The sequence below is a fragment of the Klebsiella sp. JN_Kp126 genome, assembly GCF_033843325.1.
GTDB classification, from domain to species: domain Bacteria; phylum Pseudomonadota; class Gammaproteobacteria; order Enterobacterales; family Enterobacteriaceae; genus Klebsiella; species Klebsiella michiganensis.
In genome coordinates, this window is sequence record NZ_JAWXQV010000057.1 from 89,388 (window position 1) to 115,272 (window position 25,885).

A 25,885-nucleotide genomic window follows, 5' to 3' on the forward strand; every position below is an offset into this window, starting at 1 on the left:
TTGTCGCCAGCGCGGCGGAATTACGACAATTTTACCTGGCCGGCCGTCAGTTAAAGCGTTTATTTTTCATAGCGTTGTAAAAAATCCCTCTGGTATAGCATTTGCAGCAGGAAGGTATCGCCCAACCACGAAGGTATGACCATGACTTCCTGCTCCTCTTTTTCTGGCGGCCCAGCCTGCCGCCCGGCGGATGACAGCGCCCTGACGCCGCTTGTGGCCGATAAAGCTGCCGCGCACCCCTGCTACTCTCGTAATGGGCATCACCGTTTCGCGCGGATGCATCTGCCCGTCGCGCCCGCCTGCAATTTGCAGTGCAATTACTGTAATCGCAAATTCGATTGCAGCAATGAGTCCCGCCCCGGCGTATCGTCAACGCTGCTCACGCCTGAGCAGGCGGTCGTCAAAGTGCGTCAGGTCGCACAGGCGATCCCGCAGCTTTCGGTGGTCGGCATCGCCGGCCCCGGCGATCCGCTCGCCAATATCGCCCGCACCTTCCGTACCCTGGAGCTGATCCGCGAACAGCTGCCGGACCTGAAGTTATGCCTGTCGACCAACGGGCTGATGCTGCTCGACGCGGTGGACCGCCTGCTGGACGTCGGGGTTGACCACGTCACGGTCACCATTAATACCCTCGACGCGGAGATTGCCGCGCAAATCTACGCCTGGCTATGGCTGGACGGCGAGCGCTACAGCGGACGCGAAGCGGGAGAGATTCTGATTGCTCGTCAGCTGGAGGGCGTGCGCAGGCTGACCGCCCAGGGCGTGCTGGTGAAAATAAATTCGGTGCTGATCCCCGGCATCAACGATAGCGGCATGGCCGACGTGAGCCGCGCGCTGCGGGCCAGCGGCGCGTTTATCCATAATATTATGCCGCTGATCGCCAGGCCGGAGCACGGCACGGTGTTTGGCCTCAACGGCCAGACGGAGCCGGACGCAGAGACGCTCGCCGCCACCCGCAGCCGGTGCGGAGAAGTGATGCCGCAGATGACCCACTGCCACCAGTGCCGCGCCGACGCCATCGGGATGCTTGGCGAAGATCGCAGCCAGCAGTTTACCCAGCTTCCGGCCCCGGAGAGCCTCCCGGCCTGGCTGCCAATCCTCCACCAGCGCGCGCAGCTGCACGCCAGCATTGCCACCCGCGGCGAATCTGAAGCCGATGACGCCTGCCTGGTCGCCGTGGCGTCAAGCCGCGGGGACGTGATTGATTGCCACTTTGGCCACACCGACCGGTTCTCTATCTACAGCCTCTCGGCCGCCGGCATGGTGCTGGTCAACGAACGGTTTACGCCTAAATATTGTCAGGGGCGCGAAGAGTGCGAGCCGCAGGATAACGCGGCCCGGTTCGCGGCGATCCTCGAACTGCTGGCGGACGTTAAAGCCGTATTCTGCGTGCGTATCGGCCATACGCCGTGGCAAATGCTGGAACAGGAAGGCATTGAACCGTGCGTTGACGGCGCGTGGCGGCCGGTCTCCGAAGTGCTGCCCGCGTGGTGGCAGCAGCGCCGGGGGAGCTGGCCTGCCGCGCTGCCGCATAAGGGGGTCGCCTGATGCCGCCGCTCGACTGGCTGCGGCGCTTATGGCTGCTGTACCACGCGGGGAAAGGCAGCTTTCCGCTGCGCATGGGGCTTAGCCCGCGCGACTGGCAGGCGCTGCGGCGACGCCTGGGCGAGGCGGAGACGCCGCTGGACGGCGAGGCGCTAACCCGCCGCCGCCTGATGAGCGAACTCAACGCTACCCGCGAAGAGGAGCGCCAGCAGCTGGGCGCGTGGCTGGCGGGCTGGATGCAGCAGGAGGCCGGGCCGATGGCGCAGATTATCGCCGAGGTTTCGCTGGCGTTTAACCATCTCTGGCAGGATCTTGGTCTGGCGTCGCGCGCCGAACTGCGCCTGCTGATGATCGACTGCTTTCCGCAGCTGGTGGCGATGAACGAACACAATATGCGCTGGAAAAAGTTCTTTTACCGTCAGCGCTGTTTGCTCCAGCAGGGGGAGGTTATCTGCCGGTCGCCAAGCTGCGACGAGTGCCGGGAGCGCAGCGCCTGTTTTGAGTAGCGGTTACCCGGGCTCCTGCCCGGCCTGCGGAACGCCAGAAACAAAAAAGCCGGAGGTCTCCCTCCGGCTTTTCACATCACCAAACGCGATCAGGCAACGTCTTCGTACTGCGGTACCGGGTTGCGGAAGCTTTTGGTCACGCAGGCCAGGTAGACCAGACCAATACCGCCCCAGATCAGGCCGAGAACCATGGAGCTCTCTTCCAGATTGATCCACAGTGCGCCAACGGTCAGCGCGCCGCACACCGGCAGAACCAGATAGTTGAAGTGGTCTTTCAGCGTTTTGTTGCGCTTTTCACGGATCCAGAACTGGGAGATCACCGACAGGTTAACGAAGGTGAACGCCACCAGCGCACCGAAGTTAATCAGCGCCGTCGCCGTGACGAGGTCGAATTTAATCGCCAGCAGCGCAATCGCGCCGACCAGCAGTACGTTCCACGCCGGAGTCCGCCATTTCGGATGCACGTAGCCGAAGAAGCGCGTCGGAAACACGCCGTCGCGGCCCATCACGTACATCAGACGGGAAACGCCCGCGTGCGCGGCCATGCCGGACGCCAGTACGGTGACGCTGGAGAAAATCAGCACGCCCCACTGGAAGGTTTTGCCCGCCACGTACAGCATGATTTCAGGCTGCGATGCGTCCGGATCCTTAAAGCGCGAGATATCCGGGAAGTACAGCTGCAGGAAGTAGGAAGCGCCGATAAAGATCAGGCCGCCAATCAGCGCGGTCAGGAAGATAGCCTTCGGGATCACGCGCTCTGCGTCTTTGGTCTCTTCAGACAGCGAAGAGATACCGTCGAAGCCGAGGAACGAGAAGCACAGGATGGTCGCGCCGGTAATCATCGGCACCACGTGCGCGCCTTCAGACCAGAACGGACGGGTGCTGGTCAGCGTGCCCGCGCCTTCGCCGTGCATAACGCCGTAGATAATCAGGCCAACAATCACCGCCACGATGCCCATCTGCAGGATAACGATCAGGGTATTGAAGTTCGCCACGGTCTTGATGCTGCGCAGGTTGGAGATGGTCATAAAGGCCACCAGCGCGACAACGAAGATCCACGAAGGAATAGAAGGCACCAGCGCTTCAAAGTAAATTTTGGCCAGCAGAATGTTGATCATCGGCATGAACAGGTAGTCCAGCAGCGATGACCAGCCAACCATAAAGCCAACGGCCGGGCTAATGGATTTCTGCGCGTAGGTATAAGCGGAACCCGCCGACGGGAAACGGCGAACCAGTTTACCGTAGCTCAGCGCCGTGAAAAGAATGGCGATCAGCGCGAAGGCGTAAGCCGTCGCAACGTGACCATCAGTCAATCCAGAGACGATACCAAACGTATCGAACAGCGTCATCGGCTGCATATAGGCCAGGCCCATCATGACAACCGGAATTAACGTAAGCGTTTTACGTAATTCCACGCGAGAGGTTTTTGGAGTAGCGTTATGCGACATAGTTATCCCCTTTTACGGTGAACGCCAGCGCGTAAGCAAAAAATTGCCCCATTTCTTTGTATTCCTCAGCGACAACCACTGTCGGTTTTTAGTAAATATCTATCCGGTACGAAGCCCGGCCTCTTGGTATTGAATGATGTGTCTTTCAACCAAAAAAATAACCGACACTTTAAAAAAGCGTCGGCCAGTTTCTGATTTTCAGGACGCGTATTTTGCAACAACTACTGGCACGATGACAAGATGTTACAAGGCTTAATAATTACGGCGATTCTCTAACAGATTAATATTCATACGATTTTAGTATTATAGACCTGATGGATAGCACTATTTGCTAATATCTCCTTTCGCCACCACTCGCCCGCCTGCCCGCAAATATCTTCATTCCAGCCTATCCACGCGCGATTGACCGGTTCAGGCACCGTCGTTTTTAATATTTGTAGCTCGCCGCGGGCGATGAAAGGCTGTACCTGAAATAGCGGCAAATAGCCCCATCCCAGTCCGGCGCACAGCAGCGTCAGCCGGGCGGAAAGATCGAATACCGCCAGGCTATCCTGAGCGTCAATCTGCGGCCACGCGCCGTCGGCTACAATCGTCCGATGACGGCGCAACGTCCGCCAGCCCAGCGGGCCGGCAATCTGCGCAAGCGGATGCCGGGGCGCAACAACAAACGCCTGCGCCACCTCTCCCAGCAGAACAGAGCCGCAGCCGCTGAGCGCCGGCGGGTCGCCCAGCACGCCGAGCAGAAGATCCGCCCGCCCTTCCATCAGCATCTGCCAGTTTGCGCCCGGGGTATCGCGGCGGAATTCAAGGCGGGTAGCGTGATGCTGGTGATAGAACGCCGCGATCGCGGGAGCCAGCAGCGGGAACGGAAAGGTGGCGTCGACGTTGAGTATCAGCGCATTTTCCCAGCCCTGCTGCAGCCTGACGGCCTGCTTTTCCAGTTCGCGGGCGGTGTGCAGCACGTCGCGCCCCTTTTCCAGCAGCATCTGCCCGGTACGGGTAAAGCGCGCCCGGTGGCCGCTGCGGTCAAGCAGTTGAATATTGAGATCGCTTTCCAGCTTATGAATGGTGTAGCTCAGCGCCGACGGCGTTTTATAGAGCTTCGCCGAGGCGGCGGCAAAACTGCCCTCTTTGTCGAGGGCATCAAGAATGACGAGCACATCCAGCAGTGGTTTCATCGCTACCCCCTTACGGTACGCGATTCACCGCTGGCGCATTACTCCATCGGCATGACCAGCGGATCGGGGTACTGGTACTCAAACCCCAGTTCGTTGCAAATACGGCTGCCATCTACGATCTTACCGCTACCGTTCTCCGGGTTATCAGAGAATACGGGGACGGGAAGCCCAAGCTCGCGGGCCATCTGCGGATAAAAGACGCCGCGCGCGGGATGCTTAGGCGCACATATATTATAGATGCGCCCGCCTTTCGGAGCCTGCAGTAACAGTTCGATCGCGGCAATCACATCCTGAAGATGCACCAGATTGACGCCGTGCTGGCCGTCCGGCGCGGATTTTCCGGCAAAAAAGCGCCCCGGATGACGGGACGGCCCCACCAGACCGGCGAGGCGCAGAATGTCCACCGAGGTGCCGGGAAGGTTATGCAGCCAGTCCTCCAGCTCTTTCAGCACCCGCCCGCTGGCGGTTTGCGGGTTGCGGGGCGAGTTCTCTTTCAGCGTGCCGCTGGCGTTGCCGTAAACCGACGTTGAGCTGGTGAATATGATGCGCGGCACGTGATGCGCCAGCGCGGTATCGACGATCTCCTGTACCGCCTGAAGATAAAAGTCCTCTCCCGGTCCGGTTCGCCGCGCCGGTAAGGTAATGACCAGCGCGTCAACGTTCATTAAGGCATCCAGATCTTCGGTGTCGCAGACCAGCTGCGGCTCCAGACGCAGCGGATAGCCGTCGATGCCGCACATCCGCGCCGCCTCGACGCCATCCTGCGTGGTCTTACTGCCGGTCACCTGCCATCCCCGCGACATCAACGACAGCGCAAGCGGCATACCCAGCCATCCTAAACCTACAATTGCGACCTTTTTCATCCCCTTGCTCCTGAATTTTCGCTGTGCTGACTTAAGGCTACGCCAGCCGGCGGCAGCTGACAATTTCTTAGGTCAATATGAAATCAATTAATGATAGAAAAAAGCCCTTGCTTTATGCGAGTGAAGTGGTTTAGGTTAAAAGGCATCAAATGCATAGTCATTCACAGAGAATTTTATGAACAGCGTTCAATTTAAAAACCACCATCATCACCATCATCCTGACTAGTCTTTCAGGCGATGTGTGCTGGAAGACGTTTGGATCTTCCAGTGGTGCATGAACGCAAAGAGAGCCCCCGGAAGATTCACTTCCGGGGGCTTTTTTTTGGACCGAATTCGGACAGATTCAGACAGGGTTACAGAGGAAAATAAGAATGTTAGACAACAGCCGTTTACGCATAGCTATTCAGAAATCAGGGCGTTTAAGCGAAGATTCACGCGAATTACTCAGCCGCTGCGGCATCAAAGTGAATCTGCACACCCAGCGCCTGATCGCGCTGGCGGAAAATATGCCCATCGATATTCTGCGCGTGCGTGATGACGATATTCCGGGCCTTATCATGGACGGCGTGGTCGATTTGGGGATTATCGGCGAAAACGTGCTGGAGGAAGAGCTGCTGAGCCGCCGCGCTCAGGGCGAAGACCCGCGCTACTTCACCCTGCGCCGTCTCGACTTCGGCGGCTGCCGCCTGTCGCTGGCGACCCCGGCGGATGAACCCTGGGACGGCCCGGCAGCGCTGGACGGCAAACGCATCGCCACCTCCTACCCGCACCTGCTGAAGCGCTACCTTGACCAGAAAGGCATCTCGTTCAAATCCTGCCTGCTGAACGGCTCGGTTGAAGTGGCTCCGCGCGCCGGTCTGGCCGACGCGATTTGCGACCTGGTATCAACCGGCGCGACTCTCGAAGCGAACGGCCTGCGCGAAGTGGAAGTGATGTTCCGCTCCAAAGCCTGCCTGATCCAGCGCGACGGCGAGATGGCCGATAGCAAACAGCAGCTGATCGACCGCCTGCTGACCCGTATTCAGGGGGTGATTCAGGCCCGCGAATCAAAATACATCATGATGCACGCGCCGACCGAGCGCCTGGAAGAAGTGGTCGCCCTGCTGCCCGGCGCCGAGCGCCCGACTATTCTGCCGCTGGCGGGTGACAAGCAGCGCGTGGCGATGCACATGGTGAGCAGCGAAACCCTGTTCTGGGAAACCATGGAAAAACTGAAAGCGCTGGGCGCCAGCTCCATTCTGGTCCTGCCGATTGAGAAGATGATGGAGTAAACCGGCGGGTCGGTCACGGGATAAACAGGGGAAACAACCATGAGCTTCAACACAATTATCGACTGGAACGGCTGTAGCGCAGAACAACAGCAACAGCTCTTAACGCGCCCGGCCATTTCCGCCTCCGAGAGCATCAGCAAGACGGTGTCGGAGATCCTGAATAACGTTAAAGACAACGGCGATGCGGCCCTGCGCGAATACGGCGCGAAGTTCGATAAAACCGACGTCAAGGCGCTGAAGGTCAGCGACGAAGAGATTGCCGCCGCCGGCGCGCGCCTGAGCGACGAGCTCAAGCAGGCGATGGCCGTGGCGGTCAAAAATATCGAAACCTTCCACAACGCGCAGCGGCTGCAGGCGGTCGATGTGGAAACCCTGCCGGGCGTACGCTGCCAGCAGGTGACCCGCCCTATCGCCTCCGTCGGCTTATATATTCCCGGCGGCTCGGCGCCGCTGTTCTCCACGGTGCTGATGCTCGCCACGCCGGCGCGCATCGCGGGCTGCCAGCAGGTGGTGCTATGCTCGCCGCCGCCGATTGCCGATGAAATCCTCTATGCCGCCCAACTGTGCGGCGTGCGCAATATCTTTAACGTCGGCGGCGCGCAGGCGATTGCCGCCCTGGCGTTCGGCACCGAATCGGTGGCGAAGGTCGATAAAATCTTTGGCCCGGGCAACGCCTTCGTGACCGAAGCCAAGCGCCAGGTCAGCCAGCGTCTTGACGGTGCGGCTATCGATATGCCCGCCGGGCCGTCGGAAGTGCTGGTGATCGCCGACAGCGGCGCCACCCCGGATTTCGTCGCCTCTGACCTGCTTTCCCAGGCGGAGCACGGCCCGGATTCGCAGGTGATCCTGCTGACGCCGGATAGCGAGATGGCCACCCGCGTCGCGCAAGCCGTTGAGCGCCAGCTGGCCGCGCTGTCCCGTGCGGAAACGGCCCGCGGGGCGCTCTCCGCCAGCCGCATCATCGTGGCGCGCGATATCGCCCAGTGCGTGGAGATTTCCAACCAGTACGGTCCGGAGCACCTGATTATTCAGACCCGCAACGCCCGCGAACTGGTCGACGGCATTACCAGCGCCGGTTCGGTATTCCTCGGCGACTGGTCGCCGGAGTCCGCCGGCGATTACGCCTCCGGCACCAACCACGTGCTGCCGACCTACGGCTACACCGCCACCTGCTCCAGCCTCGGCCTGGCGGATTTTCAGAAACGCATGACCGTGCAGGAGCTGTCGCGCGACGGGTTTGCCGCCCTCGCCTCAACGATTGAGATTCTGGCCGCCGCCGAGCGTCTGGACGCCCACAAAAACGCCGTTACGCTGCGCGTCGCAGCCCTTAAGGAGCAAGCATGAGCATCGAAGATTTAGCCCGCGCCAACGTTCGCGCGCTGACGCCGTATCAATCTGCTCGCCGTCTGGGCGGTAAAGGCGACGTCTGGCTGAATGCCAACGAATTCCCGACCGCGGTCGCGTTTCAGCTGACCGAGCAGACGATGAACCGCTATCCGGAACCGCAGCCGAAAGCGGTCATTGAACGCTACGCGCAGTATGCGGGCGTCAAGCCGGAGCAGGTGCTGGTCAGCCGCGGCGCCGATGAAGGCATTGAACTGCTGATCCGCGCCTTCTGCGAGCCGGGCCAGGATGCGGTGCTCTACTGCCCGCCGACCTACGGCATGTACAGCGTCAGCGCCGAAACCATCGGCGTGACCTGCCGTACGGTGCCCACCCTCGCCGACTGGCAGCTGGATCTGCCGGGCATCGCGGCCAATCTTGACGGCGTGAAAGTGGTGTTCGTCTGCAGCCCGAATAACCCGACCGGGCAGATTATCAACCCGAAAGATTTTCGCACCCTGCTGGAGATGGCGCGCGGTAAAGCTATCGTGGTCGCGGATGAGGCCTATATTGAGTTCTGCCCGCAGGCCACGCTGGCGACCTGGCTCAACGAGTATCCGCACCTGGTAATTCTGCGTACCCTCTCCAAGGCCTTCGCCCTGGCCGGACTGCGCTGCGGCTTTACCCTCGCCAACGCCGAGGTGATTAACGTGCTGATGAAGGTTATCGCACCTTATCCGCTCTCGACGCCGGTCGCCGACATCGCCGCCCAGGCGCTCAGCGCGGAAGGCATTGCCGCCATGCGGGCACGCGTGGCGCAGATCCTCGGCGAACGCGATTATCTGGTCAGCCAGCTGCGCAGCATTGCCTGCGTTGAAGAGGTGTTCGATTCCGAGAGCAACTACGTTCTGGCGCGGATCACCGCCTCCAGCGCGGTATTTAAATCTTTGTGGGATCAGGGCATTATCTTACGTGACCAGAATAAACAACCTTCATTAAGCGGCTGTTTGCGTATCACTATCGGTACCCGTGCAGAGAGCCAGCGCGTCATTGACGCTTTGACTGCGGAGAATGTATGACCCAGAAGTTTCTCTTTATTGACCGTGACGGTACGCTGATTTCCGAGCCACCGGTTGATTTTCAGGTAGACCGCTTCGATAAGCTGGCGTTTGAGCCGCAGGTGATCCCGGCCCTGCTGAAGCTGCAGCAGGAAGGGTACAGGCTGGTGATGATCACCAATCAGGACGGGCTGGGAACCGCCAGCCTGCCGCAGGACGAGTTCGACGGCCCGCACAACCTGATGATGCAGATTTTCGCCTCGCAGGGCGTCAACTTTGACGAGGTGCTGATTTGTCCGCATCTCCCGGCGGATAACTGCGACTGCCGCAAGCCGAAAACCAAACTGGTGCTGCCGTGGCTGGAGCAAGGGGTGATGGACACCGCCAACAGCTACGTGATTGGCGACCGCGCGACCGATATCCAGCTGGCGGATAACATGGGCATTACCGGCCTGCGCTATGACCGCGAAAAGCTGGACTGGCCGACCATTTGCGAACAGCTAACCCGCCGCGACCGCTACGCCCACGTTGAGCGCATCACCAAAGAGACCCAGGTGGATGTGAAAGTGTGGCTGGACCGCGAAGGCGGCAGCAAAATCTCCACCGGCGTCGGCTTTTTCGATCATATGCTTGACCAAATCGCCACCCACGGCGGCTTCCGCCTGGAGATTAACGTCGGCGGCGATCTTTATATCGACGATCACCACACCGTGGAAGATACCGGGCTCGCGTTGGGCGAAGCGCTGAAGCTGGCCCTCGGCGACAAGCGCGGTATCGGCCGTTTCGGCTTTGTGCTGCCGATGGACGAATGCCTGGCCCGCTGCGCGCTGGATATCTCCGGCCGTCCGCACCTCGAATACAAAGCCGACTTTACCTATCAGCGCGTTGGCGATCTGAGCACCGAGATGGTGGAACACTTCTTCCGCTCGCTCTCCTATACCATGGCGGTCACTCTGCACCTGAAAACCAAGGGCAAAAACGACCACCACCGCGTAGAGAGCCTGTTTAAGGCCTTCGGCCGCACGCTACGCCAGGCGATTCGCGTCCAGGGCGACACGCTGCCGTCTTCGAAAGGGGTACTCTGATGAACGTGGTGATCCTCGATACCGGCTGCGCCAACCTCAATTCGGTGAAATCCGCGGTGAGCCGCCACGGCTACGAGCCGCAGGTCAGCCGCGACCCGGATGTGGTGCTGCGCGCCGATAAACTGTTTCTGCCGGGAGTGGGCACGGCTCAGGCGGCGATGGACCAGCTGCGCGAGCGCGATTTGATCGAGCTGATTAAAGCCTGTACCCAGCCGGTGCTGGGCATTTGCCTCGGCATGCAGCTGCTGGGAAAACGCAGCGAGGAGAATAACGGCGTTGACCTGCTGGGCATTATCGACCAGGAGGTGCCGAAAATGACCGACCACGGCCTGCCGCTGCCGCATATGGGCTGGAACCGGGTATACGCCAAAGCGGGCGATCGTCTGTTTCGCGGCATTGAAGACGGGGCGTATTTTTACTTCGTCCACAGCTACGCGATGCCGGTCAACGTCAATACCATCGCCCAGTGCAGCTACGGCGAGGCCTTCACCGCGGCGGTGCAGAAAGATAACTTCTTTGGCGTCCAGTTCCACCCTGAACGCTCCGGCAGCGCCGGGGCGCAGCTGCTGAAAAACTTCCTGGAGATGTGATGATTATTCCTGCTTTAGATTTAATTGACGGCACGGTCGTCCGTCTCCATCAGGGCGATTACGCTCAGCAGCGCGACTACGGTAACGACCCGCTGCCGCGCCTGCAATCCTATGCCGCCCAGGGGGCCGAAGTGCTGCACCTGGTCGACCTGACCGGGGCGAAAGATCCGGCAAAGCGCCAGATCCCGCTGCTGAAAACGCTGGTTGCCGGCGTGAACGTGCCGGTGCAGGTTGGCGGCGGCGTGCGGACGGAAGAAGACGTGGCCGCCCTGCTTGATGCAGGCGTGGCGCGCGTGGTGGTGGGTTCGACGGCGGTGAAGTCGCCGGAAGTGGTGAAAGGCTGGTTTACGCGTTTTGGCCCGCAGCATCTGGTGCTGGCGCTTGACGTGCGGATTGACGCGGAAGGCAGCAAGCAGGTGGCGGTCAGCGGCTGGCAGGAGAACTCCGGCGTAACCCTGGAGGAGCTGGTGGAGAGCTATCAGTCCGTCGGCCTGCAGCACGTGCTGTGTACCGATATTTCCCGCGACGGGACGCTGGCCGGGTCTAACGTCTCGCTGTATGAAGAAGTTTGCGCCCGCTATCCACAGGTCGCGTTTCAGTCTTCCGGCGGCATTGGCGATCTGCATGATATCGCCGCGCTGCGCGGAACCGGAGTGCGCGGGGTGATTGTCGGCCGGGCGCTGCTGGAAGGTAAATTTAACGTAACGGAGGCCATTCAATGCTGGCAAAACGGATAATCCCCTGTCTCGACGTTCGCGACGGCCAGGTAGTGAAAGGCGTGCAGTTCCGTAATCACGAAATCATCGGTGATATCGTCCCGCTGGCAAAACGCTATGCCGACGAAGGCGCGGATGAGCTGGTGTTCTACGATATCACCGCCTCCAGCGACGGCCGCGTGGTGGACAAAAGCTGGGTATCGCGGGTCGCGGAAGTGATCGACATTCCGTTCTGCGTCGCCGGCGGCATTAAGTCGCTGGACGATGCGGCGCAAATCCTCTCCTTCGGCGCGGATAAAATCTCCATCAACTCCCCTGCCCTGGCGGATCCGACGCTGATTACCCGCTTGGCCGACCGTTTCGGCGTGCAGTGTATTGTGGTGGGCATCGATACCTGGTTTGACGCCGCGAGCGGTAAGTATCACGTCAACCAGTATACCGGCGATGAGAGCCGGACGCGGGTGACGCAGTGGGAAACCCTGGACTGGGTGCAGGAAGTGCAAAAGCGCGGGGCCGGCGAGATCGTCCTCAATATGATGAACCAGGACGGCGTGCGTAACGGCTACGATCTGGCGCAGTTAAGCAAGGTCCGCGCCGTGTGCCACGTGCCGCTGATTGCTTCCGGCGGCGCGGGCACCATGGAGCACTTCCTGGAAGCCTTCCGCGACGCTAACGTCGACGGCGCGCTGGCCGCCTCGGTGTTCCACAAGCAAATTATTAATATTGGTGAACTGAAAACGTACCTGGCAGCACAGGGCGTGGAGATTAGGGTATGTTAAGTGAACAGCTGGATTGGCAAAAAACCGACGGTCTGATGCCGGTCATCGTGCAGCACGCCGTTTCTGGTGAAGTGCTGATGCTGGGCTATATGAATCAGGATGCGCTGGCGAAAACCGAAGAGACCGGCAAGGTGACCTTTTATTCGCGGACCAAACAGCGTCTGTGGACCAAGGGGGAAACCTCGGGCAATTTCCTCAACGTGGTGAGCATCACCCCGGATTGCGATAACGATACCCTGCTGGCGCTGGTTAATCCGATTGGCCCAACCTGCCATAAAGGCACCTCAAGCTGCTTTGGCGAAACCGGCCATCAGTGGCTGTTCTTATATCAGCTGGAGCAGCTGCTGGCGGAACGCAAACACGCCGATCCGGAGAGCTCCTATACCGCGAAGCTGTACGCCAGCGGCACCAAACGTATTGCGCAGAAGGTGGGGGAAGAAGGCGTTGAGACCGCGCTGGCCGCAACGGTGCATGACCAGTTCGAACTGAAGAATGAAGCGTCGGATTTGATGTATCACCTGCTGGTGCTGCTGCAGGATCAGGGGCTGAATTTAACGGATGTGGTGGAAAACCTGCGGAGCAGGCATAAGTAAGTGATCAAAGGGAGGCGGCATGACGCCTCCCTTGCAATATCAACATCGCCAGCGCGCTGGTTGATATCACCGGTTTATCGACGTCATGACTTTTTTCGTGCGGTTATTTCTTTAACTAGCCTCAATGGTTTCGTCATTTTCCATGACAAAGATGAGACTAAATCTGTATAGCGCTGAGTCAGCTCATGGTACGCATTTTCAATGCTGAGCAATTTCTGTTGCTGAGTTTGATACTCGTCCTCTAAACGCGCATTCCGCTGTTCAAGCTCGTGGATAATGGTGGTTTTATCGCTAACCTGCGCCTTCAGAACATCAATTTCACTTCGCTGAGATACCGTCGACTGTTTAAGAGAAGTCATTTCTTCCTGCAGCGTTGAGTTCAACATTTGTGCATGTTCAAGCTCGCGTAATGCTCTGTCTTTCAGAGAAAAAATATACTCTTCCGCTGACTGATTAACGATCCGGCCATACGCAGCTTTGATAAAGTCATCATAAAAGTCATCACAGTCGATTTCTAAAGATAAGATGAACGACTTTACTTCATTAAACAACGGGTTAAACGTACCGCCAGAAATCGTATTGAGATGCCACTCAAGAAAAACAACGGCGTAATTATTAAAATCACGACTTCTGGACGCCAGTAAATCACGATCTTGCATAAACAAACGTAGCGAAGTTAATGCCTGCAGCGCGCAGTGCCACGAATTTTCTCTGGTGGAGGAAAGCGACTCAGCGCGGTGGATAGTATGAGAGATTAAGATCTCATCAACCAGAGAGATGCGATTTGCTAACAGCATGAAACAACTCACAAAGTACAGGTCGTTTGTGGTTCTCAGCGGTTGAAACTCCAGGCCCATTGCCAGGATAGCCTCGCGTCTGAAGAGCTTATCCCATGGCCACCATATAAAGGCTCTGAAAAAATCGTCAGCAATTTCCCGTGAAGAGAAGACCTCTTTTTCAGGCAGTAAATCCTCACGCGCCGACAAAGGCATGGGAGAACGGGTATTGGTTTGCAAATCGACTGACTGGCACCGGCAGATAACAACATCCGTTTGCAGGGCCGTAGCCCGGTCGGACATTCTCTTTAACATCTCTTTATCGGCGTAATCGTCATCGTCGAGGAAAATGATGTATTCGCCGGTCGCTACACGTAGGCCGATATTTCGCGATTCGCCGCCACCAACGTTGCTCGGGTTGGTGATAACCCGGACTCGCGAATCTTCACTGGCTATTTTAGCGACAATATCCAGAGTATTATCCGTTGAGCTATCGTTAACAAGGATAATCTCAATCTCTTTTAAAGACTGGGCTAACACCGTAGTAAGCGTCTCAGCAATATACTCCGCGGCGTTATGGACAGGGATAATAACGGATACAATAACGTTACTTGATTCATCAGACATTCAATCACCTTCAAAATAAGAGGCACGCAATCATTAAACTCATCATGCGTTTGCTGAGCAGTTACATAGCTTAAAATGTAACCGCTTCGGAGGTGTTTGATTTACATGAAGCTGTAATCTCTTGCGTTACATCATCCCTGAACCACATCATGATAAGTCTTTAAGGTCTTGCTAATGATCATACCGCTAGAAAACTTATCCTGAACGCGTTGCCGTCCTTTGATACCCATCTCTACTCGTGCTTTGGGATTGGCTAACAAGAATTCAAGCTTATCGGCCAGCTCCTGCGGAGAGTTACTTTTCACGATAATGCCGTTATCGTTATTAATGATCAGGCTATCGCAGCCGCCAACATCGTAGGCAATGCAGGCCCGGCCAACCGAGGAAGCCTCAAGCAGAATACGCGGCACGCCTTCGGAATAGATCGAAGGTAATGCCACAATGTTCGACTCCTCGATCAAGTCGCAAACGTTAGAGCTGTGACCCAACCAGTTAATCAGGCCTTCTTTATGCCATTGCTGGATCACCGCAAGGGATATAGCATCCTTATCGTTTTCAACGAGTATCCCGGCAACGTTTAGCGTAAAATGAATATTTCTTGCTTCGAGGATTTTCTTGGCTTCAATTAAATCCCCGAGCCCTTTACTCCAGAGCATTCTGCTGGCAAACAGCACAACCGGAACGTCACGCTCCTGCTCCAGAGAATATTTATAGATCTCCGGATTGATACCCGCGCCATCGATGACAATAGTCTGCTGATAGTCAATCCCGACAAAACCTGCCAGTTTTTTACGATCTTTATCGTGCTCAAACATAAATATACTGCGCTTATTACTGGCAATATATTTGTAGGCCATGATGGTGATATTGCGCAATAGCTTAAGCAAACCCGTATCACCTGAAAATACACGGCCCAGACCGACAAAACTCACGATGACGGGACGGTTGTTTGTCCTGGACAGGAGCCCACCGATCAGACAGGGTTTAATAGTGATACAGTGTAAAAGGTCGGGATTAATTTCTTTAATGAGCTTTCGGGAGGCAAAAAAGGCCCGAAAGAAAGTTAATGCATTAAATGATTGAGCATCAAGTGGGACATTATGACACTTAAAACCGAATGTTTTAAATTTATTCAGCACTTTACCGTCGACAAAATGACTGATGATGTGAATCTCATAACCAGCATCTCGGGCGGCGATCGCACGATCAATCCAGTGCAAATCAAAATACCAATCCGAGTTTATGAAATAACACAGTTTTTTCATTGCTATATCCACTTAATGATTCTTACCGCTGATTCCTTTTACACCATGGATAATTCCACGACGCAAGTATTTAAAATATAACAATTTATTGCGTTGCCATGGCAATATTGATACATATTTAATCAACCGTAAAAGGATTGAGAGACGGCTAAAAATGGCAACTCGCGGAAAAATTCTCTTCGCCAAAATAAGATTTCGACAAAGATAATAAACCTTCCATTCGGGAACAATACATTTCCCCTGGATACTCACATCATGGGTAAAGATGACCTCGGGAGAATAGCGAATAGCTTCGCCATCTAATGTCAGCTGATAGCCAAAATAGAGATCGTCAAAATATAAAAATAACTCGTCGTGAATACTGTGGAGACGCTTTTGCAGCACATCTCGTTGAATAATCATACCGACAAAGGAAACCGTCTGTACCGCACACGCCCGGGAAACTGACGGAAGAAACTCCGCAGGATTTCTGATGTAGCGTAATGTGTCCATAAACGACGACGGAACTTTGGCAAAAGGCATGTTCATCGGACAGGGTTGCCCCTGAAGATCCTTGACCAAAGCGGTGAACACTCGACAGTTAGCCTTTTCTAGCTGGGCAAATTTTTCCAGCGCATCGCTCTCGGGCCAGGCGTCATCATCGTAAAAGAAAACCCAGTCGCTATCGACGTTGTCGCATAAATATTGACTCCCGGCCTTAAAGCCACCCGCGCCACCGCTGTTGGATGGCAGATTAAGGACAATCACTCGCGTGTCGCTAAGGGTGGCTAACCAGGCCTGGGTTCCATCCGTGGACCCGTTATTGACAACAACAATCGCGGTAAAATTTAATTTCACCGTGTTGGCAATAGTCAGCTTTAACTTCTCTAAACGATTATACGTGACTATTAATGCGGAGCAATTCATCGCACAGAAACCGTAAATACTGGCATAGACTCATTACTGCTAAGGGAGGACAAGTACTTATCGGCTGTATTTAATGCTTCAGCGATAGTGACATCCATATCCAGATATCGATAGGTTCCAAGGCGGCCAACAAACGTCATATTCTTTTCATTTTCCGCGAGGGACAAATATTTATCGAGTAAAGCCATCTCTCCCATCTGACGAATCGGATAATAAGGGATATCCTTTTCACCACATTCGCGGCTGTATTCCTTGTAACAGACCGATCCCTCATGGGATTCCCAGGGCGAAAAGTACTTATGTTCAGTGATACGGGTATAAGGAACATCCAGCGAGCAGTAATTCATTACCGCGCAGCCCTGATAATCGCCCTGCCAGGTGAATTTTTCAAAATCCAGAGTACGATAGCCCAGGCGACCATATTGATAGGAATAAAAAGCATCCAGCGGCCCGCTATAGAACACGTGATCGTACTGTTCTCTCTCTTCAGCGTTAAACGATTGCTGAAGTTCGATGGTAATATTTTCATGATTGGCGATTGACTCAATCATTTTCGTATAACCCAGTTTCGGCATGCCCTGAAATCTGTGGTTAAAGTAATTATCATCGTAGTTAAAACGAACCGGCAGACGCTTAAGAATCGACGCCGGAAGCTGCGAGGGCTCCATCCCCCACTGCTTGATGGTATAGCCCTTGAAGAACGCCTCATAGAGCTCTTTGCCGATAAAACGCAGAGCCTGTTCTTCAAAGGTCTTCGGTTCCAGGATCGAACTATCCCCTTTTTCGGCAATCAGCGCCCGGGCCTCATCTGGCGAACAGGTCTTCGCAAAAAACTGGTTGATGGTATGCAGGTTGATCGGCAGAGAGAACACCTGGCCATTAACCGTTGCTTTGACACGGTTCACATACGGCATCATTTCAGCGTGCTGAGTCACATAGTTCCACACTGTTTCATTATCAGTGTGAAAGATATGCGGGCCATAAACGTGAACCATAACGTCAGTTTGCGGATCGCGCGCATCATAGGAGTTACCGCCTATGTGGTCACGCTGGTCAATAATTCTGATGTGATGACCTTGTTCAGCGAGCTGGCGTGCGATAACCACACCGGAAAAACCCGCTCCGACGATGAGAATATTTTTACTGTTCATAATATAACTCCAGCAGCCTTAACCAAGAATTGAGCGTCTAACTTTATAGTAGTATTTTGTTATCGTGTTTCGCCTCGGTGAACCGACAGGAGCATATTTATTAAGGAAAGGCATCAACGCTTTTTTGATCTTAGTCTGAAGCAGAACTGGCGTTTGTCCTGCAGTTTGCGCAGGACTTGATGAATTTACCGGAGATAACTGACGGAAATAGGTCTCTTTTTCCCATGGCGTATTGATGACGTTTTCCAGGAAATCGTCATAAAAGTCAACCTTGTCCGTATTCCACGGTTTATTCTCCCCGGCATAGTGAATCATATTCGGGTTCTTTCTGGCTTTTAAAAAGCGCATATATGTTGCGAACTGGAGATTGGGGAAAAAGTCATCCGTATTGCCATTACCGTGATAGACATTCCACTCCAGCGGTAAAAACTCAACCCGGCCATAGAAGACTTTGTTCATGATGTCCTGGTCGAGGAACCAGTACTTCTTCTCTTTGAGCGTCTTAATCAGCGCGGAGAAGGTATCTTCCTGCACCATCTGGGCAACGTTAAAAACGATAATTCCCGCCTGGAAATACTCATCCGGATTGGTCATTTTAAGCGTTTTTTGCAGATACTCGCCGGCGGGCATCACGCCATCTGCCGACTCCGACATCGCACCAAACTTGACGAAGCCTTCCATCACGATATCTTTAACGGCGGCAACAAGGTTTGTGCCGAGGTCGACATTAAGCAAAGTCGCAAGATCGGCCTTCACCACAGTATCGGAATCGATAAAAATGACCTTCTCATATTCACGGAAAAGCTGCGGAATAAACAAGCGAGCATAGGTTGATGCGCTAAAGTGCGCGCGGGTATGTACGCCATTCAATTCAGTAAAGGCATTCACATCAAAGAAACGCAGTGAAAAGTTTGTATGGGCCGAGACCAGTTTTAGTAAGCGCTGCTTGTTAAGGTTACTCACCTTATTTTCCAGCACAACAATATCATAATGGGTGTTTTTATCAGAATGACGAACAATGGAGTTGATTAAGGCTCCACCGCTGATGGCATAGTTGTCATCAAAACTGATGACTATCGGCGCAGCGTGAGGAAAAACCGGTTCCAGCTTGCCGTTGAATGTCTCATTCGTCACGAAAGTGCGCTGAAGTTCTTTAACTTTCAGGGCCCGGTCTTGCTGCTGCTTAATAATATAAATGTTAAAAAGACGCTCAGCAATATGTCCAATAACACGCTTTTCTTGCGCGTTATAATTATTCATAGAGATGCGGCTTTCAAGATTAGTCAAAATCGCGAAGAGCCATTCTGAATAATCCACGAACATATCTTTGTGCATCACAAACATGTTCGTGTAATAGCCATCTTTGGCATTGTTAAACTGCTGAATAGCCGCTTTATAATCCGGATAAAGCTCTTCGACAACCTCCAGGGCAGCCAGATAGTCCTTTATATGTAAAAACTCACCTTTCTCATAATGATCGAGGTTATTTTTACTGCCGGCAGAGGTCACAGACCACTTCTTTGGTAACAGCAGATCAAACCCTGAAATACAATCCTGGATTGCCGTGTCGGTTAAACCAAACTGTTTTTCATACTCTGCATCAATAACGGGTGAATTAACAACGCCCCAATTATCTTCGGGAAAGCTCTGGTCTGAGGAAAAGTTCAGATGTCGGCGATAATGCATAAAGCCGACATAATCAGAAAGAGATTCATTTTTCCAAACCCAATAATGTGCTGTTAACTCACAGTAAAAAGGGTTTTTAAACGAAATATTATCACCTGTATCATCGCCAATACAGCCGATATCATTATAGGAGTTGGCTTTACCTACATGCAATGGTTTGATAATCGATGCATTAAGGAATGCGCTCGGCTTATGATGACAGGTATAGATCTTAATACTATTCATTTAATTACCAGATTTAGGCCATTGCTTGTTTATACAGTTCGATGATTCTTTCAGCAGAACCGATTTCCCGCAGACGATGATTTTCGATCCAGACAACCCGATCGCATATCTTTTCCACATCACTCATGTTGTGGCTAACAAACAATATTGTCACGCCACGATTTTTGAACTCTTTAATCGTCTTGATACATTTGGCCTGAAAAGAAATATCGCCGACGGCAAGCACTTCATCGATAATCAAAATATCAGGCTCAACTTGACTGATAACAGAAAAACCAAGCTTCGCTAGCATACCGCTAGAATAGACGCGGATCGGCTCATCGATAAATTCTCCTAATTCGGAAAATTCAATGATGCGCTCCATTCGCTGCTGCACCTCTTTACGGCGTAACCCAAGAAGTGTGGCATTAAGAAAAATGTTCTCGCGCCCCGTCAATTCTGGATGAAAGCCGCCGCCCAGCTCAAGCATTGAAGCGACTCGCCCACGCGTGGTGACCGATCCTTTTGTGGGTTTTATCACGCCGGCAACCAGCCCCAAAGATGTGCTTTTACCTGCGCCATTTCGCCCGATGAGCGCAACGGCCTCTCCTTTACCGACCGTAAAAGAAACATCCTGAATAGCAAGATATTTGCGGCCCTTCAGTAATTGAAATGCTCTTTTGGGATGAAATATTAAATCTTTAATACCTGAGCCAATATGATGGTAAAGTGGATACTCTTTTGTCACATTATTAAAATCAATTACTGGTTCCATCACAAGATCTCTGCAAAGCGATATTTTAATTTATTAAAAATACTCAGACCGATAACCGTCAGCACTATACCCGTCAAATATAATACTGAAATATGCTCATAGTTTAAAACCCCATCCATAAATAAGTTGCGCCAGCTTAAAATCATACTCGCCAGAGGGTTATAGTCAATAACCCAGCTATATTTTGCCGGAATCATATCGGATGCGTATAAAATGGGCGTACAGTAGAACATTAACATAATACCGAGAGTCACAAATCTTTCCAGATCTCTAAAAAATAGATTCAACGTTGAAAAGATTATGGATATGCCAAAGGTGAATATCACCTGCCCGATAGCAATGAGCGGTATTCCCCACAGCCACGAAAGCGAAGGACGCATACCGTATACAAAAAGAAAAGCGACGATGACAGGAATGGTACACAAGAAGTGTAACCCTTCCATCATGACATTACTGAGCGGGATAACTGAGCGCGGAAATACAGTTTTTTTAATAATTTGCGCATTAGCAATAAATGAAAAAAGTGAATTTGTTGCTGAGCTTGCAAACCACTGCCAGGGAAACAGCCCCGTTATTAGAAAAAGGGTATAATTAGGTATCTGAACACGCATGATCAGTTTGAAAATAAAATAGTAGATCATCGCAAAAAGCAAAGGATTGGCAATTGACCATAAATAACCAAACACGCTACTTTTATACCGTACCTTTAGATCTTTATTAGTGATAACAACAAGCAGGTCAAATAAATACCCTAGATTATACTTCATTTTTATACTCATAAATTATTCTACGAAATTTTAAGCATTTTGTTATGCACTTTAGATTTCGCGTTGTAGCTGACTAAACCCCCGTCAGCTGCGATAGCTCTAACGCCCGAACTTATAGATTGCCGGTAGATACCGTGACTTGAGCATACGAGCTGAAAACCTAAGCACATAGATTAAAGCAAGATTTTCCCGAGTTTTGTCTCCGCTTTAATGCATTGGCAGCAGCCGACCATTGTAGATCTTGCATACCGAACTGGGACAAGTGAGATGCTGACCTGGAGATGACCAGTTAATGTGCTGTTTCATGGCAAACAGTAAAAACTGCTATTTTACAGTCAGATACCCCCTCCCCTTAATGTTATGAGATAGCTTTAAATCACGCTACCGCCCTTGGCTGTCGCAACCAAACTGCGTAATGATTCATCTATCTTGTCTGTCAACATCTCCAGCGCCGGTTATTACAACCACAGCGCACTGGCTCAACGCCGTCCTGACGTTAAACAGCGGCTGTCGAAAAAGTGGCCGCCCGTGACACCGGGTGTTGCTCGCTTGAAAACGATAAAGATTCAAGCAGGGGCACACTCTCGCTGTTTGCTTTCGCCTCATCCATCAGGAATTTCTCAATTCGCTCTTCCGACAAGCCTGTTTTTCATGCGTCACAGGGCTCTGTCTCCGTTATCTACCCATTCATCTTCTGATGAATCAGCGCAAACTGTGCTCCAATATTGATTGAAATGACGCCAACAATCAGTTTAGTGTCATATTTAATGCTGCGCACAGGATAGCTGATTAAGCTGACAACACAATGGTCATGCAAATGAGCAGCAGCATTATAGCGCTGGTCTATAGGAATAAAAATGAAAATACGTTGCCAATCAATTCATATTGCAAATGATTCAGGGGGTAAACATAATTTAAACAAAATACAGCAACTAAAATAACCATTTGATTTTAAAAGGAAAACTTTAAAAACCCACCTTCAATGTGAAATAATTGTAAACTCAAACATAAAATCAATTTTAATCTGCGTTATTTCTCCGGGGCATAAACCGTTCTGGCAGCACAGGGAATCCTAAGTACACGATCAAACCATACGCAATCATTATCTTGCTAATCATAAAGCACAGATAATGAATTTCATTCAAACTACAGAACGCCAGTACAACCCCATTGATATCCGGACGCCAGCGCTTCCCCAACGAACACATGAACATAATCAGCAACGGTAAAGCAGGTGATCCACGCGGCAAGCCAGTGTAAAATCAACGAATAGATAGCGGGACACAGTCACCCCAGAGGATGAATATGAAATTTTTAGTAACTGGAGCCGCAGGATTCATCGGCTTTCATACCTGCAAGCGCCTTCTGGAGGCGGGTCATGAGGTTGTCGGCCTCGACAACTTGAACGACTATTATGACGTCAATCTTAAGCAGGCCCGTCTGGATTTACTGCAATCTCCACTGTTCAGTTTTCACAAAATCGATCTCGCGGATCGTGAAGGTATTGCCCGGCTTTTTGCTAACGAGAAATTTAACCGAGTGATCCATCTCGCCGCGCAGGCAGGGGTTCGCTTCTCCCTGGAAAACCCGTTCGCTTACGCTGATGCTAACCTGATTGGTTATCTGAACATTCTTGAAGGCTGCAGACACAACAACGTTGAGCATTTGCTCTATGCCTCATCCAGTTCGGTCTATGGCCTGAACCGTAAAATGCCGTTCTCTACGGAGGATTCGGTTGATCATCCGGTTTCGCTGTATGCCGCCACCAAGAAAGCAAATGAACTGATGGCGCATACCTACTCGCATCTTTATGGCATCCCAACCACCGGACTGAGATTCTTCACCGTCTATGGCCCGTGGGGCCGTCCGGATATGGCGCTGTTCAAGTTTACGAAAGCCATGCTTGAGGGTAAGAGTATTGATGTCTACAACTACGGCAAGATGAAGCGCGACTTCACCTACATTGACGATATCGTTGAGGCGGTTGTAAGGATGCAGGACATTATCCCGCAGCCTAATCCGGAATGGACCGTTGAAACGGGTTCACCAGCGGATAGCTCGGCGCCATACCGGGTGTATAACATCGGGAATAGCTCACCGGTTGAGCTCATGGATTACATCACTGCTCTGGAAGAGGCTCTGGGGATGGTGGCGGAGAAAAATATGATGCCGATACAGCCCGGCGATGTGCTGGAAACCAGCGCAGATACCAGGCCGCTGTATGATGCGGTGGGATTCAGGCCGCAAACGACGGTTAGCCAGGGGGTGAAGAACTTCGTTGACTGGTATAAAGCCTATTACAAGGCGTAGTCATATCAGGCATTGTGGATTTAGCCGCAGCAGAACGCTACTGCGGCTTTTTTATATCGGAAATGGTCATTGGATAAACTTATCCATCCAGCTGCGAGTTGAGAGACGCCATTTATTCATGGCCTGCCGCTGAAACCACACAATACCTAAACGCAGATTTAACACGAAGCAAACAAAACCTTCAACAAACTATCATCTAAGCCACTTCCATTACCCTCACTGAAGAGCATTACCTTATAAAGGAAACAATCCCCAGCTCATCAGTCTGCCAGCAAAGTCGGCCACAGCGCTATTGTTCAACGTAACGGCAATGAAAAAGTTTTTTCCACTTTTCTCAAAAAAAAACCACAAATACCATATAGGAATTTTCTTAAATTCAGGCTATGTTAAGCAGGCAAAGGCATGCTTTTGCAGAGATATTAGTTCGCAGGCAAATGGATTTATAACATTCCTTTCATTCTGGTACGCATTATGGCAAACATAATTTTCTTAGCAGTTGCTGCCATCCTGTTGATTGTTTCAGTCTATTTTCTGATTTCTTATATCAAAGATCAGAAAAAGACCAAGCTGACTTTTAACAAACGAAAGTGGTGAAAAGAAAACTTAATATAATTATAATACAGGCATAGGAAATAATAATATAAGAATAAAACACTGCCAGCGGTGGGGATACGCATAGTCTTTACAGCTGGCATTGGATATCTTTTAAAATGTCATATTAAACTGATACTATACCCTTAGTATCAGCACGCTATTCTCACGGCCATGAATGGCTTGCGTTTGCTATGCCTGCGCCCTTCCCTTGAAAGATCCCGTCCCTCCCCGTGTAAATATCAATCAGCGCCTCACTGCAACGCAGTACGCCTGAGAACCCGGGATCCAGAAACAACAAAAGCCTGCAAGCAGGCTCTGTTTTACCTTCCGGCGCTTATCTCCAGCGTCTACATCACAGTGACGGTAGCTCTTCACAAGGTGAATTTAACATATCCGACCTCAATGGTTGGGACAAGATGATCGATTGAAGAATTTAAGCGAGGTCACGTTTTTTAGGGAGTTGGGCCGGGGAAGAGGGGCAATATGATTCGTCAGGCGAATAGCTGACCCCTTCAGGAAAGAGGAAAATTCTGGCCGACAGCGCATCTCCCGGCCAGAGGGGGGATTTAGTCACTACCGAACAAATCGCGGGTATACACTTTGTCAGCGACATCCGACAGCTCTTCAGCCATTCGGTTTGAGACAATCACGTCAGCTTCTTGTTTGAACGCGTCGAAATCGCGAACCACGCGGGAATTAAAGAACTCATCTTCCTGCATAACCGGTTCGTAGATAATGACCGGGATACCTTTGGCTTTGATACGCTTCATGATGCCCTGAATTGAGGAAGCGCGGAAGTTATCGGAGCCACTCTTCATGATCAGGCGATAGATACCTACGACTTTAGGCTTGCGCGCCAGGATAGAGTCAGCGATAAAATCTTTACGCGTGCGGTTAGCATCGACGATGGCACCGATGATGTTATTCGGTACAGATTCGTAGTTTGCCAGCAGCTGCTTGGTATCTTTCGGCAGGCAGTAGCCGCCATAGCCAAAGGATGGATTGTTATAGTGATTACCGATTCGCGGATCGAGACACACGCCTTCGATGATCTGTTTACTGTTCAGACCCTGGCTTTCAGCATAGCTGTCCAGCTCATTAAAGTAGGCTACGCGCAGCGCCAGGTAGGTATTGGCGAATAACTTAATCGCCTCAGCTTCGGTAGAGTCAGTAAACAGCGTCGGGATATCCTGCTTAATCGCGCCTTCTTTCAGCAGATTAGCAAAACGCTCCGCGCGTTCTGAACGTTCGCCAATGACGATACGAGACGGGTGCAGGTTATCGTAAAGCGCGCGGCCTTCACGCAGAAACTCAGGAGAGAAAATGACGTTATCAATGCCCAGGCGCTCTTTAATATCACGCGTAAAGCCAACGGGAATGGTGGATTTAATAATCATTACCGCGTCTGGGTTAATCTCGGTGACATCACGAATAACGGCTTCAACACTTGTAGTATTGAAGTAGTTCGTTTTCGGATCGTAGTCAGTGGGCGTAGCGATAATGACATAATCTGCATCACGATAGGCATCATGCTTGTCAGTTGTCGCGCGAAAATTCAACGGTTTTTCCGCCAGATATTCCTGGATCTCCTTATCGACAATCGGAGAAATCTTTTGGTTAATCATATCAACTTTGGATTGAATGATATCCAGCGCTACCACTTCGTGGTTTTGCGCAATCAGGATGCCATTCGATAAACCAACATAACCGGTACCGGAAATAGTAATTTTCATTCGATCACACTTTAATCAGTTAACTGGACGGCGGCATATTAGCCACCCTGGTAATCAACGCTTGTGGCGGTTTTACTCTCAGAAAGATGGGAAGTCAAGAAAGAGCCATAAGGTTATGCATAATTCCATACATCAA

General features: G+C 52.3%; 25 protein-coding genes and 1 other annotated feature. Of the genes, 13 read left to right on the top strand and 12 right to left on the bottom strand.

Annotated elements, in window-relative coordinates:
• Nucleotides 1–141: 141 nt before the first annotated feature.
• Together nifB and SIK97_RS13560 are read left to right on the top strand one after the other, a co-directional pair.
• The gene (gene nifB, locus SIK97_RS13555; RefSeq protein WP_057173237.1) at nt 142–1,548 is read left to right on the top strand and encodes a nitrogenase cofactor biosynthesis protein NifB; all 1,407 of its coding nucleotides are present in this window, start codon (nt 142–144) and stop codon (nt 1,546–1,548) included.
• Nucleotides 1,548–2,051, top strand: coding sequence for a nitrogen fixation protein NifQ (locus SIK97_RS13560; RefSeq protein WP_014230039.1), 504 nt, complete (start codon nt 1,548–1,550; stop codon nt 2,049–2,051). Before nifB ends, SIK97_RS13560 begins: the two co-directional genes overlap by 1 nt.
• An 89-nt stretch (nt 2,052–2,140) precedes the next feature.
• Here the strand turns inward: SIK97_RS13560 and SIK97_RS13565 are convergent, their stop codons facing one another.
• From SIK97_RS13565 to SIK97_RS13575, 4 genes are all read right to left on the bottom strand, one after another.
• Nucleotides 2,141–3,499: an APC family permease gene (locus tag SIK97_RS13565; RefSeq protein ID WP_004103635.1), complete on the bottom strand. Its 1,359-nt coding sequence runs from the start codon at nt 3,497–3,499 to the stop codon at nt 2,141–2,143.
• Nucleotides 3,489–3,551 carry a membrane protein YoeI gene (gene yoeI, locus SIK97_RS29700; protein WP_096335043.1) on the bottom strand — a complete coding sequence of 21 codons (63 nt, stop codon included), beginning with the start codon at nt 3,549–3,551 and terminating at the stop codon, nt 3,489–3,491. Before yoeI ends, SIK97_RS13565 begins: the two co-directional genes overlap by 11 nt.
• Nucleotides 3,552–3,786: 235 nt before the next feature.
• On the bottom strand, nt 3,787–4,677 hold the full coding sequence (locus SIK97_RS13570; RefSeq protein WP_057173226.1) for a LysR family transcriptional regulator: 891 nt from the start codon (nt 4,675–4,677) through the stop codon (nt 3,787–3,789).
• 38 nt (nt 4,678–4,715) lie between these two features.
• Nucleotides 4,716–5,540, bottom strand: coding sequence for an SDR family oxidoreductase (locus tag SIK97_RS13575; RefSeq protein WP_004852412.1), 825 nt, complete (start codon nt 5,538–5,540; stop codon nt 4,716–4,718).
• Nucleotides 5,541–5,715: 175 nt separating this feature from the next.
• Here SIK97_RS13575 and hisL point away from each other — a divergent pair, with 175 nt between their 5' ends.
• The 9 genes from hisL (at nt 5,716) to hisIE (ending at nt 12,955) form a co-directional block, all read left to right on the top strand.
• Nucleotides 5,716–5,766: a his operon leader peptide gene (gene hisL / locus SIK97_RS13580; protein WP_009654477.1), complete on the top strand. Its 51-nt coding sequence runs from the start codon at nt 5,716–5,718 to the stop codon at nt 5,764–5,766.
• Nucleotides 5,742–5,864 (top strand) — a sequence feature (His leader region). It overlaps the preceding gene by 25 nt.
• 47 nt (nt 5,865–5,911) lie before the next feature.
• Nucleotides 5,912–6,811 carry an ATP phosphoribosyltransferase gene (hisG, locus tag SIK97_RS13585; RefSeq protein ID WP_014230042.1) on the top strand — a complete coding sequence of 300 codons (900 nt, stop codon included), beginning with the start codon at nt 5,912–5,914 and terminating at the stop codon, nt 6,809–6,811.
• Nucleotides 6,812–6,850: 39 nt separating this feature from the next.
• A complete protein-coding gene (gene hisD / locus SIK97_RS13590) occupies nt 6,851–8,155 on the top strand; it encodes a histidinol dehydrogenase (protein ID WP_032719822.1) in 1,305 nt (434 codons plus the stop codon).
• Entirely contained in the window at nt 8,152–9,213 is a 1,062-nt protein-coding gene (hisC, locus tag SIK97_RS13595; protein ID WP_014230044.1) for a histidinol-phosphate transaminase, read from the top strand. Before hisD ends, hisC begins: the two co-directional genes overlap by 4 nt.
• On the top strand, nt 9,210–10,277 hold the full coding sequence (hisB, locus tag SIK97_RS13600) for a bifunctional histidinol-phosphatase/imidazoleglycerol-phosphate dehydratase HisB (RefSeq protein ID WP_025107741.1): 1,068 nt from the start codon (nt 9,210–9,212) through the stop codon (nt 10,275–10,277). Before hisC ends, hisB begins: the two co-directional genes overlap by 4 nt.
• A complete protein-coding gene (gene hisH / locus SIK97_RS13605) occupies nt 10,277–10,867 on the top strand; it encodes an imidazole glycerol phosphate synthase subunit HisH (RefSeq protein WP_046877512.1) in 591 nt (196 codons plus the stop codon). The genes hisB and hisH overlap by 1 nt, the downstream gene beginning before the upstream one ends.
• Nucleotides 10,867–11,604 (top strand): 1-(5-phosphoribosyl)-5-[(5-phosphoribosylamino)methylideneamino]imidazole-4-carboxamide isomerase, encoded by a 738-nt coding sequence (gene hisA / locus SIK97_RS13610; protein WP_025107742.1) that lies wholly within the window; start codon nt 10,867–10,869, stop codon nt 11,602–11,604. Before hisH ends, hisA begins: the two co-directional genes overlap by 1 nt.
• On the top strand, nt 11,586–12,362 hold the full coding sequence (gene hisF, locus SIK97_RS13615; RefSeq protein WP_014230048.1) for an imidazole glycerol phosphate synthase subunit HisF: 777 nt from the start codon (nt 11,586–11,588) through the stop codon (nt 12,360–12,362). Before hisA ends, hisF begins: the two co-directional genes overlap by 19 nt.
• Entirely contained in the window at nt 12,356–12,955 is a 600-nt protein-coding gene (gene hisIE, locus SIK97_RS13620; protein ID WP_004122447.1) for a bifunctional phosphoribosyl-AMP cyclohydrolase/phosphoribosyl-ATP diphosphatase HisIE, read from the top strand. The genes hisF and hisIE overlap by 7 nt, the downstream gene beginning before the upstream one ends.
• Before the next feature lie 83 nt (nt 12,956–13,038).
• Here hisIE and SIK97_RS13625 read toward each other — a convergent pair whose 3' ends face one another.
• The 7 genes from SIK97_RS13625 to SIK97_RS13655 form a co-directional block, all read right to left on the bottom strand.
• Complete coding sequence (locus SIK97_RS13625) at nt 13,039–14,358, bottom strand: glycosyltransferase (RefSeq protein WP_057173227.1); 1,320 nt, start codon at nt 14,356–14,358, stop codon at nt 13,039–13,041.
• Nucleotides 14,359–14,489: 131 nt separating this feature from the next.
• Nucleotides 14,490–15,635, bottom strand: coding sequence for a glycosyltransferase family 4 protein (locus SIK97_RS13630; RefSeq protein ID WP_025107744.1), 1,146 nt, complete (start codon nt 15,633–15,635; stop codon nt 14,490–14,492).
• Nucleotides 15,636–16,529 (bottom strand): glycosyltransferase, encoded by an 894-nt coding sequence (locus tag SIK97_RS13635; protein WP_057173228.1) that lies wholly within the window; start codon nt 16,527–16,529, stop codon nt 15,636–15,638. It lies immediately after the preceding gene.
• A complete protein-coding gene (glf, locus tag SIK97_RS13640) occupies nt 16,526–17,680 on the bottom strand; it encodes a UDP-galactopyranose mutase (RefSeq protein ID WP_004852435.1) in 1,155 nt (384 codons plus the stop codon). The genes SIK97_RS13635 and glf overlap by 4 nt, the downstream gene beginning before the upstream one ends.
• Before the next feature lie 18 nt (nt 17,681–17,698).
• On the bottom strand, nt 17,699–19,591 hold the full coding sequence (locus SIK97_RS13645) for a DUF4422 domain-containing protein (RefSeq protein WP_057173229.1): 1,893 nt from the start codon (nt 19,589–19,591) through the stop codon (nt 17,699–17,701).
• Nucleotides 19,592–19,604: 13 nt separating this feature from the next.
• Nucleotides 19,605–20,345, bottom strand: a complete 741-nt coding sequence (locus SIK97_RS13650) for an ABC transporter ATP-binding protein (protein ID WP_004852439.1) — start codon at nt 20,343–20,345, stop codon at nt 19,605–19,607.
• Complete coding sequence (locus tag SIK97_RS13655; RefSeq protein WP_004138730.1) at nt 20,345–21,112, bottom strand: ABC transporter permease; 768 nt, start codon at nt 21,110–21,112, stop codon at nt 20,345–20,347. The genes SIK97_RS13650 and SIK97_RS13655 overlap by 1 nt, the downstream gene beginning before the upstream one ends.
• Before the next feature lie 1,305 nt (nt 21,113–22,417).
• Here SIK97_RS13655 and SIK97_RS13660 point away from each other — a divergent pair.
• Together SIK97_RS13660 and SIK97_RS13665 are read left to right on the top strand one after the other, a co-directional pair.
• Entirely contained in the window at nt 22,418–23,422 is a 1,005-nt protein-coding gene (locus SIK97_RS13660; protein WP_057173230.1) for an NAD-dependent epimerase, read from the top strand.
• Between the two features lie 471 nt (nt 23,423–23,893).
• Nucleotides 23,894–24,016, top strand: coding sequence for a small membrane protein (locus tag SIK97_RS13665; protein WP_004138729.1), 123 nt, complete (start codon nt 23,894–23,896; stop codon nt 24,014–24,016).
• 566 nt (nt 24,017–24,582) lie between these two features.
• On the opposite strand, the gene ugd is transcribed toward SIK97_RS13665, so the two are convergent.
• Nucleotides 24,583–25,749 carry a UDP-glucose 6-dehydrogenase gene (ugd, locus tag SIK97_RS13670; protein ID WP_057173231.1) on the bottom strand — a complete coding sequence of 389 codons (1,167 nt, stop codon included), beginning with the start codon at nt 25,747–25,749 and terminating at the stop codon, nt 24,583–24,585.
• Nucleotides 25,750–25,885 lie beyond the last annotated feature (136 nt).

Coding starts and splice junctions, on each gene's coding strand:
- hisH (WP_046877512.1), top strand. CDS start 10,277: ATGAACGTGGTGATCCTCGATACCGGCTGCGCCAACCTCAATTCGGTG.
- ugd (WP_057173231.1), bottom strand. CDS start 25,749: ATGAAAATTACTATTTCCGGTACCGGTTATGTTGGTTTATCGAATGGC.
- SIK97_RS13645 (WP_057173229.1), bottom strand. CDS start 19,591: ATGAATAGTATTAAGATCTATACCTGTCATCATAAGCCGAGCGCATTC.
- SIK97_RS13565 (WP_004103635.1), bottom strand. CDS start 3,499: ATGTCGCATAACGCTACTCCAAAAACCTCTCGCGTGGAATTACGTAAA.
- SIK97_RS13650 (WP_004852439.1), bottom strand. CDS start 20,345: ATGGAACCAGTAATTGATTTTAATAATGTGACAAAAGAGTATCCACTT.
- hisD (WP_032719822.1), top strand. CDS start 6,851: ATGAGCTTCAACACAATTATCGACTGGAACGGCTGTAGCGCAGAACAA.
- hisB (WP_025107741.1), top strand. CDS start 9,210: ATGACCCAGAAGTTTCTCTTTATTGACCGTGACGGTACGCTGATTTCC.
- SIK97_RS13655 (WP_004138730.1), bottom strand. CDS start 21,112: ATGAAGTATAATCTAGGGTATTTATTTGACCTGCTTGTTGTTATCACT.
- hisF (WP_014230048.1), top strand. CDS start 11,586: ATGCTGGCAAAACGGATAATCCCCTGTCTCGACGTTCGCGACGGCCAG.
- SIK97_RS13560 (WP_014230039.1), top strand. CDS start 1,548: ATGCCGCCGCTCGACTGGCTGCGGCGCTTATGGCTGCTGTACCACGCG.
- glf (WP_004852435.1), bottom strand. CDS start 17,680: ATGAACAGTAAAAATATTCTCATCGTCGGAGCGGGTTTTTCCGGTGTG.
- hisA (WP_025107742.1), top strand. CDS start 10,867: ATGATTATTCCTGCTTTAGATTTAATTGACGGCACGGTCGTCCGTCTC.
- SIK97_RS13665 (WP_004138729.1), top strand. CDS start 23,894: ATGGCAAACATAATTTTCTTAGCAGTTGCTGCCATCCTGTTGATTGTT.
- SIK97_RS13625 (WP_057173227.1), bottom strand. CDS start 14,358: ATGTCTGATGAATCAAGTAACGTTATTGTATCCGTTATTATCCCTGTC.
- SIK97_RS13635 (WP_057173228.1), bottom strand. CDS start 16,529: ATGAATTGCTCCGCATTAATAGTCACGTATAATCGTTTAGAGAAGTTA.
- hisG (WP_014230042.1), top strand. CDS start 5,912: ATGTTAGACAACAGCCGTTTACGCATAGCTATTCAGAAATCAGGGCGT.
- SIK97_RS13575 (WP_004852412.1), bottom strand. CDS start 5,540: ATGAAAAAGGTCGCAATTGTAGGTTTAGGATGGCTGGGTATGCCGCTT.
- hisC (WP_014230044.1), top strand. CDS start 8,152: ATGAGCATCGAAGATTTAGCCCGCGCCAACGTTCGCGCGCTGACGCCG.
- SIK97_RS13570 (WP_057173226.1), bottom strand. CDS start 4,677: ATGAAACCACTGCTGGATGTGCTCGTCATTCTTGATGCCCTCGACAAA.
- SIK97_RS13660 (WP_057173230.1), top strand. CDS start 22,418: ATGAAATTTTTAGTAACTGGAGCCGCAGGATTCATCGGCTTTCATACC.
- hisIE (WP_004122447.1), top strand. CDS start 12,356: ATGTTAAGTGAACAGCTGGATTGGCAAAAAACCGACGGTCTGATGCCG.
- nifB (WP_057173237.1), top strand. CDS start 142: ATGACTTCCTGCTCCTCTTTTTCTGGCGGCCCAGCCTGCCGCCCGGCG.